Below are 15,631 nucleotides of genomic sequence, written 5' to 3' on the forward strand. Positions count from 1 at the left end.
AGAAGTGGGAGAAGTCTAAAAACTTCTCCCATCCTTCTTACGGAAGATATTGCATTCTTGGAACAGGAGCTAATAACGTTTCTTTAAAAAGAGGCTACAGATGAAAGGGCACCCCGTTCAGCGAGGTGCCCTTCCATCTGTAGCCCTAATTTTTGGAATTGGTATAAACCGAATTACGTATTCGTTCCTCCAAAATCTCGGCTTGGTGCAGAGACTGTTCTTTATTCAGTTGGTACGCTCAACGATTCTGATCTGCCGTGGCATGTAGCCATCACCCAATTTGTTAGCACAAAACCCCAAGTCTACAGACTGGTCAGGCTGAATCGTCGTTGCCCAATCCGGGGGAATGACCTCGTAGGCTGAACCAGTGGGGCTAAAAGAGCCATTCCAGCTTTGAGTAATGGCAGCATCTTCCATCTCAAACAATAGTCGCCAGTTGGCAGTGTTAGCGTTGCCTTGATTGGTGACTCGGAAACTTACACAAAAACCAGTATCCCAGTCGGATTGAACGAGGGAGTTGGCGGTTAGGCTGCCCGATGCACTGGCGACAGCAGGTCTGGATGTAGGATTGGAGGAGAAGCTTCGGGGAGAAGCAGAACTAGAAGATGAGTTAGAAGAGGGGCGATCGCCAGAAGGCAAATCAGAAGGCAAATCAGGAGAAGGTTCTAGACCAGAAGTCGATGTTGCATCCTCCAAAAGCTGATTCAGCAGTTCTTGTTTTGGAGCATCAACCGTTTGCCAGTCATCCTGTAGGATGCCGCCTGTATCATCACTGTTGGGGTTCCAACTCCAATAGGTGAAACCGAGGTTGTTGTCGTTGAGGTAGTCTACAAACTGCCGTTGCCAAATGCCCTCTTTGGACTCTGTGTCTACCTGCCGTCCGCCAAACTCTCCCACTAAAATAGGAGCGATTCTCTGGGTAGCAATGTAGTGAAAGCCAGTTTCCCAGCGAGTGTAGAGGTTATCGGGAAAGTTAGATTCTGAAAACCAGGGCTGGTTGAATACGCCAGCACCGTATTCATGGGGTGAGTAAACCAGTTTGCGTGGGGCAGACAGACGGACAGGATAGTTTTTTACGCCTTCCAGGTTGCCACCCTGCCAGTGGTCGGCAAGTCGTTGTCCGGGGACGTTGTTTTGTACGCCTTCAACAACAATTAGCCAGTCGGGATTAACTTCTAGAATGGCATTTCCGGCTCGCTCAGCGGCTAAGCGCCAGTCAGTGTCGCGATCGCCTGTTCCCCAACTGGCGCGACCATACGGTTCATTTTTCAGGTCAGCCCCAATCACGTTGTGCTGATTCCGGTAGCGTCTAGCGAGCATTGTCCAGGTGTCAATCCAATCAGCTTCTGTGAAGCCGTCGCCGTACCACAGTTCTGGAATTCTTTGATTGTTGAGACGATGGCTATCCAGCAAGATTAATAACCCCTGACGCTCAGCTTCTTGAATTACCAGATCCATCACTTCTAGAGGTGTTTTGCCTTCTAGCTCACGGTTGCTGCCGATGCTGAAATCTACACCAGCAATGCTGTCTGCCCGAAGTGACTGGACGGAGTAGGGTAAGCGAATGGTGTTATAACCAAGGCTGCGGATCTGCGCCAGCATCTCTTTGTAGTCTCTCAGCCATAGCCCGTGAGGAGCCTGCATCTCAGTCTCGATGCCAAACCAGTTGACCCCTCTCAGTAGAACGGCTTGTCCTCTGGTATCCACAATTTCAGCGCCACGAGTGGATAGAGGTAGCTGGATTGGAGTAGTGGCTCCGGTAACGGTCATTGGAGCATGGAAGTTTAGCGATAGCCCCATCCACAGCACCATTGATAGAAGTCCTAGCCAGATCTGTTGGGCTAAGGGTGTCCATCTTCGGCTACGATTTGGGGTTGAGCGATGAATTGGGGGAATCATGGCGAGTGCTGCTCTTATCTTTTAGGAATGGGTCGGTCGATCTGGAGCTGCACCCAAAAGTAAGCGCGAATGAAGCTATCTATCTTATTAAGCGAGTTTTGTTGAACTTGGCAAATGTAGGTTCTGCAAGTTTATGTAGCAAGACGGGCGATCGCCCAAAAAGTGCCACTTCCTCTATATCTTAGACCTCTACATCTCAGACATATAAGCAGGATTGCTAGATTCCGAGTTGCTGCATTTGAAGGGTGATACAGATAGGCACGGCTTTAACAGTAATTGTACCGAAATAGCTAAATCTCTGAAGCTAGATATTTCTCTTTTGAAAGGTATTTAAGTCTAAGTACTTAAACGTACTAAAACACTCTGAAATGGCTGCTAGAAGGCTTATTTTACTGTTCCTTTAACTGAATGTGAAAAGTTTTTTGGAAGAGAAAAAAGTTTAAGAAATAGTCTGCAGCGATCGCAATCTTATTGTTAGGAAAGTTCATTTTGACTTTACAGGACTGCGTCGGACTTTACTAGGTCTATACGGTTGTTTACGGAGATTACGTTTAACTTGGATGGAAAGGCAACAAAACTTCAGTAATTCTGTTGTTCCGCAGTAATACTTCAATCGAGTATTGCTGCCGCCAAATTGAAAAACGATTCCCCCCTCTGTTTAGTAGGAATTAGATTATGACTACACCACTCCAACGCTTCGTGCTACCAGCCGTAATGCTGTCAGGTGCAGTTTTTGCCGCCGCTACTTTGCCATTGGTCGTACTAGGTTCCGAACCAGTGGACATTCACCTTGAGGACGAACCCGTGTTCTCCGGTGAAGTCAAAGATTTGGCTGCTCCTTACCTGGGCATTGCAACGGTGATGAGTCTTGGAATGGGTGTTGCTACCATCTCGGCATTAGGTTGGAGCCAGTCTTCGCGCAAGTCTTCTGAAGTCGAAGATCAGGTTTCCTCTCTACAGCGTGATTTGCAGGAAAAAGAGGCTCAAATCGAAGCCCTCCAGTTTTCTGAAAAGCGCTTAAACGCTGCTGGGCTACAGTATTTTCTGCAAGATGAAGTAGAAGAGGGTAATGCTCAACCCGTTGCTTCTGCTCCTTCAGGGCATCCAGTTCGGACGGTGGAAGATGATGATCCGACTGAGCCCTTAGAAACGGCGATCGCTTCTGGCAGGTTTGACGCAAATGCTCAAGCCTCCAAAGCGGCATCTCATTCTGCTGCACCCACTTTTACTCACTATGATGAGCCCACGCCCGCTATGAAGCAAGGGGTTGCCTCTGTGCCTCAGTCTACTCATGCTGCAGAGCCAAAACAGGTGAATGAGTTGATTGACCACCTCAAGCAAGTAATGGCTCAAATCGAAGAGCTGCAAACGGTTGGCGCAATTCCAGCTAACTCACTTTCACCTGTTACGGTGTCTTACAAATCTGGAGCTGCTTAGTGTTAATAATGGTCGGGCGAAGCAACTGTTTAGAGGCTTCGCCTGTTAGTCATTGGTCATCGGCTACTGGTTTCTAACAAGTAACAAGTAACAAGTGATAAATGACAATTAGCGGGCAAGGTGCCCGCGTGGTGGTGATGGAGTTAACGTAGAAAAGCGTCGGATGAGATCGGAGCATCTGTTTGAGTTGGGCTAAGTGCTGGTGGACTGGCACTAGTGGCTCCTAAGCTCGATGACGTTGAATTCGCTTCACCATCTGTCTGACTGACTGGAGGAGTTGTACCACCAGTGGGCAACGCAACAATTAGGGTCTTGCTTGCCTGAAGATATAGCTCTCCATCTGCATTGAATTGCACTAAACTCCCTGTTAAAGTTTCACCCTGGCTCTCTAACTGGTCTTGTAATGTTGCAGGTTGATTTGCCGGATCAAGCGTCACTAAGAAAGTCACGTTTGGGTCGGGCTGAACCTGCACTCCTAGATTGCCCTGATCTAGCTGCCAAACCTCTTGAAACTTGCCGTTTGGGGCGACTTGCCAGAGTGTAAGGTTGGCTTCCCACCTTCCCTGTTCAACGGGCGCAAATTGTCGGGCTAACACCGAGTAAGAGGAGCCAGAATTAGCGATCAATTGACCTGAGGTTTGCAGATAGCGAATCGCAGAAATTGTGATTTGTGTCTGGTCAGGTAGATTTGTGCTGCCTGTCACCCTGTATCCTCCTGGTTGCCCAAATGGGTCTATCCGCTCAACCTCTAGCTGTGGGACGGCCGGTTCGGATGATCGGCTAAACCGACTGATGGGTTGAGCACATCCAGTCGTTAGAAGTACTGCTAGCAGCACTACAGTTAAACACACAATTCGCTGTTGAATCCTCAAAACAGCTTGAATTTGGTGGGAAATTGTAGGATTAGTTTGATTCAGGAACATAAGCGATCGCCAGATTAGATTGGTGCAAGCAAATAATGCTGATTAAAACCTCAGCAAACTAGCCGAAGTTTGGCACAAAATTAACCGGATTACACAGGGTATTTGCGTAAGTATTGATGGAAGATTAATCCTTGGCAAGAGAGACAGAAGTTTGGCACAGAATTGCCAAATCACACAGGGTACTGGCAGCATCTCCACGCATCTCCACACTAGCCTCGACCTTCCTGTGTAAGCCACAGACTAAGCCTTAACCATCAAACTGCACAGCAGATTAAACAGCTAGCCTACCTCTGAGTGGGTCTGTTTTCACACGATCTTTAGGAGTGAAGACCCCAATGAAAGTCGGACTTTTTAAGTCTGTCCTCCTCAACTTTTTATTGTTTTCCGGTGCCTATTTTGTTTGCTTTGAATTCGGTTTTCTTACAGGTTCAACTTTTTCTTTAGGAAAAGCAAATGCCGCTCCCATCCCTGATGCAATTCTGGATGAGTCAAGCTCTGATTCTGCAACTGATCATGATTCATTGGTTGATTCTGAAACAGCAGTGGTCATTGCAGAGGCTAAAGGCGTAGCCGAATCAGCAGAAAGTGATTCTCACATTGCCGCACTGCCGACAGACGAGACGCTAAACCGATTTGCTGACGAAAATGACTCAAATTTAGCAGGTACTGCACCACCCGCTCCAGCTCCTATAGCTGCGGTCACGGTGTCTGCCTGGAGATCTCCCACACCTTCCCAATCTGATCCTCAATCTGACTACCAAACTGAAGATGAGTTAATCGCGCAGATGACGGGTGCTACAGCGTCCCCTGAATCGGCGAATGAAACTGCAACTGAAACTGCGACTGAATCGACGGGAAATGAATCGGCGATCGCCATTCCCGTTCCCACACCTGGGATGGTGCCACCTGTATCAGCAGAGACGGGGGTTGAGCCCACATCGGTTATGCCAGGGGCGATCGCTCCCGTTCCCCCAACTGCGGCTATTCCAACTGCCGCTACTCCAACCACCATTGCCTCAACCGCCATTGCTACAACCGACGTAGGAAGTAGGCTCTTTACGCCTGACCAATCCAGCAATACGGCTGCAATTTCTGCTTTTGAGGCAGCGCAAATCAACCAAGTTTTGCCCAGCGTCGCTGCTAGCCCTACGCTTCCAACGACTGCACCCGTTGCCAGTCAAGCGGCTCAGCTAACGCCTCCAGGTGAATCGCTCACCTCACAGGCTTCAGGAGAAAATTCTTTACTTCGCAGTACGGCACTCACACCACCCTCGATTACCCTGCAAGGTGTTTACATTTTTCAGGATAGTGAATCTTCGGCGCGGGCGCGACTGCGGGCAGTTTATCCGATTACACCAAACCTCCAGGCAGGCGCGACGCTCGACTTGACGGAAGGGGATGCGCTGACCGATTCGCCAGATGGCGGGCTGAGCATCAACGAACTGTATCTGGCGGCATCGCTGGAAGATGTACCCAACCTGCGGTTTGTGATTGGACAACTTGACCTGACCTCCTACTTTGATCGCAACAGTTTTGCCAAAGATGGGGCAAGTCAGTTCTTTAACCCGGTGTTTCAAACGAACCCAGCGTTGACCGCGACGGGCATTGGTTCTCGCCCTGCGGCACTCGTCAATTGGAGTCTGACCGACAACATCGAAGCTAGAGCTGCTGTGTTTTCGTCGTCCCGTAACATGGGTGACTTTGACCTGGACGGATTTGCTGGAGAAGTTGCCTTCTGGTTAGGAAATGCGATTATCCGAGGCACCTATGCCATAGGCAGCGATGCTGGGAATGACAGCGGATTTAACGAGATTTTTGACGTTGACCGGGGTGATGGCGAGTTTGGGCTGCGCGAGTCTGACCGCGAGGAGTCTTACGGAGTCAACGCCGAAATCTTTGTCCCCGAGCTAAATATGGGAATTTTTGCTCGCTACGGGCGCTATGAAAACCGTGACCTGGATGCGAGTGGCGATACCTACAGCGGTGGCGTGACGTTTTTGGACTTGTTTATGCCAAGCGATCGCCTGGGGCTAGCCTACGGTCGCGGTTTGTCTAACGAGTCACTGCGGAGTCGATCTGATCGCGACATTCCTGATGTGGCAGAGCTGTTTTATGACTTCAGCGTGCTGCCTAATCTGCGACTGGGTTTCACCCTCCAGCAGATCGATGGTTTCTCGGAAACGATCGCCGGGTTCCGCATTCGGACTGAATTTGACGTTACACCCAGGGGCAGCTTGTAGCCATGAAAAAGTTTGCTTTATCTAAATCCTGTCATCGGCTGGTTAGTCTGCTACTGCTGGCATGTCTGAGTGCGACCCCGCTGTTAGCGCTGGCGATCGCCCCTTCCGCTGCTCAAGCTCAGGCGGTAAGTTCTGCCATTCGCAGAGCCTACACGCTGCTGAGTCAGGGATTGGTCGATCAGGCAATTACAGCATTTCAGCAGGCGGTACGGCAAAATCCCCAATCGGTCGAGGCGCAGTTGGGTTTGGCGATCGCCTACCGTCGAGCCGGACGGGATGCAGAGGCATTTCAAGCCTACGAGCAGGTGTTGACCATCGACCCCAACAATCGATTGGCACTCAATACCATTGGCTTGCTGGGTGGCTATCGTTCCGAGTGGCAAAACCGGGGCATTGAAGCGCTGAATACGCTGCTGACCATTGACCCAAACGATAACCAGGCGAGAGCGCAGCGGGCGCTGCTGTATAGCTACCAGGGCAGATTTGCCGATGCGATCGCCGACTACGAAGTTGTGCTGCAAAACAATCCCACGCCGGATGCCGTCCTGGGTGCAGCGCAGGTTTACACCTACACAGGCGACTATCGGCGTGGTCTGGAGCTATTTAACCGCTACCGAGCTAGTGGACAGTCGATTTCTGGGAATTCGGCGATCGCTTATGCGTTGGCTCTCCAGGAAACAGGCAATCCAGCAGAGGCAATTCAAGTGCTGGAACCGCAACTGCGGCAGTCGCCCCAGATTAACCGAGATACGATCCAGCTCCGAGCGGCGTTGGCTTCGGCGTATGCAGCAAATCGGCAGTTTACCGAGGCAGAGGCGGCGATCGCTCCCTTGCGCGGGCGGGGTGATTCACGTCTGACGCTAGCCCGTGCCCTCAGTGTGATGGGACGCTACAGCGGCAACACCGAGTACTACACCGAAGCTGCCTCGTTATACCGCCAAGTTCTCGCGACAACCAGTGCTTCTCCGGCTTTGGTGCGTGAAGCGGCAGATGTGCTGAGCGGCGTATCGAGTGAACAGGCATACGCGCTTCAGCTTTACCAGCAGTTGACTCCGCAATTCCCGAATGACAAGGGTTTGCTGACGCAGCAGTTGGTGTTGCAAAGTCAGCTTGGGCAGATTTCTAGAGCCGATCTGCGGCAGCGACTTCAGGCAGAATTGCAGCCTTTGCCGAGCGATCGCTTCCAGCAACAGGTGATTGCGCGATCTCTCTTGCGAATTGATTCCCCCGATCCTGAACTGCTGCCCATTTATCAATCGCTGCTGTCGGCAGGCGTAAACGAACCGCTGCTCAACTTCCGCGTCGCCCAAATTCTGATTCAGCGGAATGATTACGCTGGGGCAAGAACGGCGCTAAATGCTTACAGTGCAGCAGTTGGCTCGGCAGACCAGTCTCCGAACCTGCTTTTGGCAGAAATCGATCGGCGTGAAGGCAACCTGGATTCGGCAGCACAACGCTATGAATCAATCATTGCCAGCAATCCGGCAGATGAAGGTGTGTTGAATGGCGCATTGCAAGGATTAGCAGGCATTCGGCAAGCGCAGGGACGGGTGAATGAGGCGATCGCCTTCTACGACCAGCTGATCGCCCGCGATCCGCAAAACCTTACCCTCCAACTCGGACGCGCCAGCCTTGCCTATCAGGGACGGCTGATCTCTGAAGCGGAAGCACAGGCGGTGCTAAGCCGCTGGCTGCAAGAGCGTCCCGCTACTGACACACCACCAGAATTGTATAACCTGCTCAGCGTGTTGCCCGCCAACGCTCAGCAAGAGGCACTTTACCTGACGCTGCTAGAGGCTGAACCTAACAACATTCCAATTCAGCTCCGATTGGCACAGGTGATCGCTCAGCGTGACCCTGCTCTGGCACGGGCAAGAGTCGCAGAACTGATTGCCCGCGATCGCACCAATCTCAGCGCTTACTTTGTCCAGGGAGAACTGGCGCAACAGCTAGGTGATCTGGATTTAGCTAGCGAATCCTACGAAACCATCCTCAGCCAGGAACCCAACAACACCGATGCGCTTTCTGCCCTAGGAGGCATTCGGTTCCAGCAGCGGCAGTACGACTCCGCCGCCCAGCTTTACAACCAGGTGTTGAGCATCCGCCCTGACGATCCGGTCGCCCAAACTTCCTTAATTGCCCTAACCGCTGTGCAGGGCAGACGACTGGAAGCCTTACAGCGACTCGAACAAATTCAGGTTCAACAACTTGCTCAAGGGATTACAGACGAAAACCTGAATCAGCAAATGCAGCTTTTAGAAGAAGGCTTCCTTCAACAGCGAGGATTTCAGCCGCCTTGGGAGCGGTATTAGGGGTTAGGGGCTGGGGGCTGAGGGCTAGGGAAAAGTTCTAACCTCCTCAGTTCCCCATACTCCCTGCTCCCCCACTCCCTAGTTTCCACCCCCTAATCCCTAATCTTCAATTCCCCTACTTCCTATGCGTCCATCTCGTCACTCCCCTCCGCCTTCTCCCCTCCGCCCCATTTTTAGTCGGTTTCGCCTCTGGCGACGATCGCTTATTTTGCTTTTCTGTTTGAGTTGTCTGAGTACCCTGTTGGGGCTCACCACTCTGGCTCAAGCTCAGACCGATCGCCCAATTCAGCAACAGGAAGAGCAAGTAATTCGGGAGTTTGTCTTGCCCGAAGCGCCGCGTCAGGCTCCGGTTTATCGTCCTCGCCCTGCCCCGCCGAGTGCGCCACCTGCTAGTAGTGGGGCGCGATCGCAACCCTCCAACACTTCCCCTCGTCCTGCACCTGCGCCTGCTGCCCGTCAGCCTGAAGCCGCTGCACCTGTAGCAGAATCTCCTGAGGAGCCAGCCACGCCTGCAACCACCTACAAATATATGCTGGCGTTCAACCGTAGCCCAGTAGTGGGAAATCGCTTGCGGCTAGAGGGAATTTATCCAGAAACGCGGCTGGGCTTTACTCGTCCGAGGGGTTGGGGGGTGAAGTCAGCCAAGGCACTGATTCGATTTCAGCATTCTCCGGCGCTGTTGCCTAACCAGTCGAGCATGACGGTGCGGGTGAATGATACGAGCATCGGCAGTGTGGCGCTGAATCGACCCAATTCTCAAGTTGGACAGGTTTTGTTTAACATTCCCACGTCGCTGTTGCAGGACAGGAATGAGATTTCGATCGCCACTCAGCAGCAGAACTCAGAGGAATGCACCGACCCGACTGACCCGACGCTATGGACGGAGGTGCTGCCCGATTCAAAATTGCTGTTTGAGTTTGAACCGCAGGCAGTCGCCCTCGACTTTAACCGCTATCCCTATCCCTTTATTGACGATTTAGGGCTAGATCGCGATCGCCTGGTTTACCTGCGTCCTAAAGAGTTAAGTGAATCTTGGCTCACCTCTGCCGCTCGATTTCAAGCCTCTGCTGGGCGCTATGCCGACTTTCGCCCAGTCGATACGCGCATGGTGACGGATTTGGATCAGGTGCAGGGGGGCGATCGCCTGATTCTCATCGGCACTCCCACCGAACAGCCTGTGCTCAAAAACCTATCGCTGCCCTTCCAGTTTCAGGGCAACCAGCTTTTAGACGGCAACCGCAGCACCCTGCCGGGAGATGTAGGTGTGCTGATGATGACTACGTTGGAAGACAATGGCGTTCCAGTTTTAGTGGCTACAGGCAACGATGCTGCCGGGGTTGCCAAAGCCGTACAGTTTCTTGTGCAGTCTGATGGTCAGTCACTAGGCGCAGGTCAGGCGCTAATTGTCACTAATATCGACGAAGTTTCATCCCCACCTCCGCGTCAGTGGGATCGCTACCTGCCCACCGAAGACACCTTTACCCTTAGCAGTTTGCGCGGTACGGATGGCGAACCGTTCAAAGACACGACTGTGCATGGCTCCAATGCGCCACCGATTCGGTTTAACTTTTGGGCGTTGCCCGATGACCAGTTTATGCGCGGCAACACAATGACGCTGCGCTACAGCTACAGCCCTCAGGTCAATCCTCGCACTTCAGCGATCGAGGTTCGGATTGATGGTGTGACGGTTGGTGGCAAGCGACTCGCTTCAGAAGAAGGGGGACGCGAATCTCTCAATGTGAATTTGCCAGAGAGCCTGATTCAGCCCAACTCTCAAATTGAAGTGTTGTTTGTCCTGCGACCACGGGTCACGGAGGAATGTGGTCAAAGTCAGGATCAGCAGCTTTGGGGTACCGTTCATGGTGATACTAGCTTTGACCTGAATCGGCAGAATGCGGTGCAGTTGCCCGACCTGCGGCTGTTGCAAACGGGCTTTCCGCTCGCTGCACCTCAAGATCTCTCCAGCACGGCAGTCGTGCTGCCCGACGCACCCAACGATTACGAAGTGATGACGCTGCTGAAGCTGAGCGAACGCCTGGGACGAGTCAGCCGCGCTGACTCGGTAAAGCTAAACGTTTATCAGGCAAACAGCGTCCCAGCAGAGGTACGAGAGCAAAAGAACCTGGTGGGAATTGGCATCCGCGATCGCTTCCCCATTCCCGAAGCCTTTGCGGCAAATTCTGGGGGGCTGAGGTTAGGTGAATTCTTTTCTCGTCAGCGCAACAACAACCAGTTGCAAACCTTATCTGATGAGGAAGGCGTAATCAAGTCCGTGATTTCTCCCTGGAATGCCGAGCGTATCTTATTGGCTCTCACTGCTCAGTCAAACCAGGGCTTGGATCGGGTACAGGAAATGTTTGCCAACGATCCGCTGTTCTTCCAATTTCAGGGAGACACGGTGCTAGTGGCAGCGAATCAACCAAATCCTTCTCCCTACGATGCGACAGGCTATAACTTGGAGTTTCTTCAGCAGACCAACCAGCGGCGAATCGAGCAAACTAACCTGCTGGGTCGGGCCACTCGCTTCTTGCAAGACAACTGGTTTCTTCTGCCCACTGGCATCGTAGTAGCTGCGCTGATGCTGTACGGCATTTCTCAACTTTATATCAACCGCATTGCCAGTGGAGGTGCAAGATGACCAGTTCTTCTCATGAGCATCAGGGCAGCCCGCGTCCGACCGGAATCCTGTGGTTGCTCAGCCGCTTACCAGATTGGCTTGGGGTTCTCTTTGGTGGGTTGGGTCGCTCTCTGCTGATGGTGCTGGTGTTTTTGGTGCTGGTGCTGTCAGTGCCGCTGATTATTGCACCACTCACGATCTGGCAACAAACCATCGTGGCGATCCTGCTGATGCTGATCGGCTGGTTTATGGTGCGGCTAGAGCAGCGGCAAACCCAACAACAGACGAGTGAATACTTACACTTATTTTTGGTCTGGCTGAGTATTGTCACCACCTTTCGCTATCTCTATTACCGCACCAGCTACACACTGAATCTAGATAGCTGGGTAAATGGAACGCTGAGTATTCTGCTGTTTGGGGCAGAACTGTATGCGATCGCCACTCTCCTGCTCGCCTACTTTCAAACGCTCAAACTCAAAGACCGCCAGCCCGTAGACCTCTCTGCTTATCCTAAAGATCAGTGGTTTAGCGTTGATATCTACATTCCCACTTACAACGAGGATGTAGAAATTGTGCGAAAAACTGCCCTGGCAGCAATGGCGATCGACTATCCACCCGAAAAGAAGCGGGTGTATGTGCTAGATGACGGGCGCAAATTTCCTGAGCGGCGAGAACAGCTTCGTCAGATCTGCAACGAACTGGGCTGCATGATGCTGATACGTGACAACAACGATCACGCCAAAGCCGGAAACATCAACACGGCAATGCAGCACACGACGGGTGAACTAGTTCTGATCCTGGATTGCGATCACATTCCCACTCGTCAGTTTTTGCTGCACACTGTTGGCTTCTTTTATGACGCCAAAGTGGCGCTGGTGCAAACCCCTCACTGGTTTTATAATCCTGACCCGTTTGAGCGCAACCTGCTGACGCAGGGCAGAGTCCCAGTTAACAATGAGCTGTTCTACAAAGTCCTGCAAAAGGGAAATGACTTCTGGAATGCTGCCTTTTTCTGCGGTTCCGCAGCCGTTTTCCGCAAAGATTATGTGCAGGAAGTGGGCGGCATTGCCGTGGAGACCGTGACTGAAGACTGCCATACTTCCCTGCGATTGCACTCCAAAGGCTACAAGTCGGTTTACTACGACAAGATCATGGTGGCAGGTCTGGCTCCAGAGCGGTTTTCTGCTTATGTGGGGCAGCAGGTCCGCTGGGCGCGAGGCATGGCACAGATTTTGCGGCTAGAAAACCCGCTGTTTAACCCCAAACTCAAACTCAGTTTGGCGCAGCGCTTGTGCTACTTCTCGGCGACTTCTCACTTCTTCTTTGGGTTTCCTCGGTTGATGTATGCGATCGCCCCCATCCTCTACCTGCTGCTGGGCGTTGACCTGATTCGCGGTTTAGGTACAGAAACACTAGCCTACGCCCTGCCGCATATCGTGTTGGCGATGAACGCCAACTACATCACCTACAAAACTGTACGCTTTTCCTTCTGGAACGAGATCTTTGAATATGCAATGGCATTTCAAGATGGTCTGGTTACCTTCATGGCGTTGCTCAACCCCAAGTTGGGCAAATTCAACGTGACCGCCAAAGGTACGATGGTCAACAAACGCAGCTTTGACTGGAGTTCTGCCCAGGTGCCTGTGATTGTTTCCATTCTGCTGCTGGTTTCCCTGATGACGGTGCCCTTCTGGTTAATCTTGCGACCCGAAAACCAGGAAGCTGTAATCATCAATGCCGCCTGGAGTGTGTTTAACCTGCTGCTGTTGATTGCCGCAATTCTCGTTGCCTTTGAGCAGCCTCAGTTGCGCCGCGCTCACCGTCTCGATCGCCAGCTTACAGCCATTATCTATAGTCAAGACCAGACCTGGACAGGTAAAACCCTGGATGCGAGTGAGACGGGTTGCCGCATTCTGCTAGAAAATTGGCCCAACCTGCCCGATCAGATTGAGCTAGAACTGGTGGGCGACTTTGGCGCACGAGCATTTCTAAACGGGCAAATCATTCGGGTAACGCCGCAAAATGATAATCAGATCATCGTAGCGGTAGACTTTGTTAATCCGACTCCAATCCAGTTTGACGCACTGGTGTTGGTTCTCTACTCGGACGTTAACCAGTGGTACTCCCAAGAACGCCAGAACTTGGACAACCCGTTGGGCTCGCTCAGGTTTTTGATCACGGGACTCTTCCGGGTATTCCAAGATCCCAAACCAGACCCCAGAGTGACGGTGCGAAAACAGGTGAGCGCAGCTGTGCAAATCTATTGGGAAGGGCAATTTCACCCTGCCACAGCAACCGAGATCAATACCCGCACGCTGCGTCTGGAGTTGACTGAAAAGACAATTCACAACCTGGATGAGATGAGGCACAACAAGCCAGCAATAGGACTGTTAGTCAGCCAATATTCCACTGACCCACTCCCTAAACGGCTGATTGCTCAAGTTGAGACGATTGAGTTGCCAGGACGGATGGTGGATACGCCTTACAGTGCAGCCTCTACAACTAGCCCCACGGTGATCGAGTTACGGTTTCCCAAGAATCTCGATCGCCAACAGGGAATCAAAATCAAACAGCTTCTCAAAACGCTGAGATGAAATAGCGTTCTGTTCAAAATCTCATCCGCTCAAAACTTGATTTATGGAACAAAGAGGTTAGGGATATCCCTAACCTCTTTGTCTTATGAAACTCTGAAACCTAATAACACCCCGTAGGCTGGGTGAAGCAAAGCGCAACCCAACAGAATCCACACAAGCATTAGGCTTCACGTCGTTCCACCTCATCTACATCAAAAGATGTGTCAGCCAATTAACCCTAACCGCCTCTTTGTGAAAGAGAAAGATCCAGGCTGGAAATAGAAGGGCTTCACGTCAACAGTTGAGTTATTGCCCTAGCACAGAAGGTTTAACTCAAAAAACACGACGAAATCTTTTTCCAGGGTGACAAAACTCTTCTCCAGGACGACAGAACCTCTTTTTGGCGTAACAGAACCTCTTTCGGGGATGACAAAACTTCTTTTGGGCGCGACAGAACCCCTTTTCGTCCCGATCAAGGGCTAATGTTGGGTGTTTAAGCCAAAATTTGGGAACGATTGGAGGAAAGTCGCGGCTTTTTTCTAATTGTGGGACTCGTAATATGGCAAGTCTGAAGCGTTGGGTTCCGCTCTGCTCCACCCAACCTACCGTTCTAATATCCACAATTTGTGCTGGTTGGGTAGGTTGGGTGAAGTGCAGCGGAACCCAACGTTCTAGCTTAACGCGCTACTAACCGTTCTAATGTCCGCGAGTTGTGCAGATCAGCTTCCGCTGCTAACTGAGTTGTAAAAACGTGGATTAGACCATTTACAGTGATAAAGCTTGTTCTGAATACAGGTTTGATCCAGCGAGGTGCAGGGGTTATGGTTCGCGCAGTTAGCTCAAATAAGTACTACCGCAGAATGATGTGCTGGTTGCTTGAGGAAGATAAGCAAACTATAGAGGGCCCTTACCCCAAAGAGCAAACCCATCAGAAACATGTTTGGTGGCAGGTCATGTGCCTTACGGGAGTTGATTACTTCTCAACTCTAGGCTACCAACCTGGAATTGCGGCTTTAGCGGCAGGCGCTCTTTCCCCATTGGCAACCTTAATCCTGGTGCTGCTAACGCTGTTTGGAGCTTTACCTATCTATCGACGGATTGCAGCCAAAAGCCCTCATGGAGAGGGCTCCATTGCAATGCTAGAGCATCTGCTTCCCTGGTGGCAGGGTAAGTTTTTTGTGCTTTGCCTACTGGGTTTTGTGGCAACTGATTTCATTATTACTATTACGCTTTCAGCAGCGGATGCTACAGCTCATATTATTGAGAATCCTCTAGCCCCGCACTTTTTGCACGGGCAGGCGATCGCCATTACCCTCGTACTCATTACCCTACTGGGAGCTGTATTTCTTAGAGGATTTCAGGAGGCGATCGGTCTAGCGGTTTTTTTGGTGGGTGCTTACCTGCTGTTGAACCTGATCACCATTGGAGTTGGGGTGTCCCAAATTGTTCAGCAACCTTCTGTCATTGGGGATTGGCAACGAGCTTTGTTTGCCAGTCATAGCAATCCTTTAGCAATGTTATACCAATTCTTCAAAGTAAGGCTACAGATGGTATAAAGCTTTTGATGGGTTCAAAGACGAAGGATGGCAGGGGTATACAAGCTAGAGATTGGTGAGAGTGAGGAAGACCT

7 protein-coding genes and 1 pseudogene are annotated in these 15,631 nt (G+C 51.4%); 6 read left to right on the forward strand and 2 right to left on the reverse strand.

The window, feature by feature from the left end; translation table 11 throughout:
- Positions 1-225 precede the first annotated feature (225 nt).
- Positions 226-1,800: a cellulase family glycosylhydrolase gene (locus H6G00_RS28130; RefSeq protein ID WP_347278237.1), complete on the reverse strand. Its 1,575-nt coding sequence runs from the start codon at positions 1,798-1,800 to the stop codon at positions 226-228.
- Positions 1,801-2,574: 774 nt separating this feature from the next.
- On the opposite strand from H6G00_RS28130, the gene H6G00_RS28135 reads away from it, so the two are divergent.
- Entirely contained in the window at positions 2,575-3,336 is a 762-nt protein-coding gene (locus H6G00_RS28135) for a hypothetical protein (protein ID WP_190799258.1), read from the forward strand.
- A gap of 143 nt (positions 3,337-3,479) precedes the next feature.
- Here the strand turns inward: H6G00_RS28135 and H6G00_RS28140 are convergent, their stop codons facing one another.
- Positions 3,480-4,259, reverse strand: coding sequence for a hypothetical protein (locus H6G00_RS28140; RefSeq protein WP_190799259.1), 780 nt, complete (start codon positions 4,257-4,259; stop codon positions 3,480-3,482).
- Positions 4,260-4,594: 335 nt separating this feature from the next.
- Between H6G00_RS28140 and H6G00_RS28145 the strand changes: the two genes are divergently transcribed.
- The 5 genes and pseudogenes from H6G00_RS28145 to H6G00_RS28165 form a co-directional block, all read left to right on the forward strand.
- Positions 4,595-6,499, forward strand: coding sequence for a carbohydrate porin (locus tag H6G00_RS28145; RefSeq protein ID WP_190799260.1), 1,905 nt, complete (start codon positions 4,595-4,597; stop codon positions 6,497-6,499).
- Positions 6,500-6,501: 2 nt separating this feature from the next.
- A complete protein-coding gene (locus H6G00_RS28150) occupies positions 6,502-8,811 on the forward strand; it encodes a tetratricopeptide repeat protein (RefSeq protein WP_190799261.1) in 2,310 nt (769 codons plus the stop codon).
- Positions 8,812-8,935: 124 nt separating this feature from the next.
- Positions 8,936-11,449: a cellulose biosynthesis cyclic di-GMP-binding regulatory protein BcsB gene (locus H6G00_RS28155; protein WP_190799262.1), complete on the forward strand. Its 2,514-nt coding sequence runs from the start codon at positions 8,936-8,938 to the stop codon at positions 11,447-11,449.
- A complete protein-coding gene (gene bcsA, locus H6G00_RS28160) occupies positions 11,446-14,022 on the forward strand; it encodes a UDP-forming cellulose synthase catalytic subunit (protein ID WP_190683550.1) in 2,577 nt (858 codons plus the stop codon). Before H6G00_RS28155 ends, bcsA begins: the two co-directional genes overlap by 4 nt.
- A gap of 800 nt (positions 14,023-14,822) precedes the next feature.
- A pseudogene (locus H6G00_RS28165) lies at positions 14,823-15,512 on the forward strand (amino acid transporter); the annotation flags it as partial.
- Positions 15,513-15,631 lie beyond the last annotated feature (119 nt).

Source organism: Leptolyngbya sp. FACHB-541 (genome assembly GCF_014695875.1).
In the GTDB taxonomy this organism is placed as follows: domain Bacteria; phylum Cyanobacteriota; class Cyanobacteriia; order Elainellales; family Elainellaceae; genus JAAUTN01.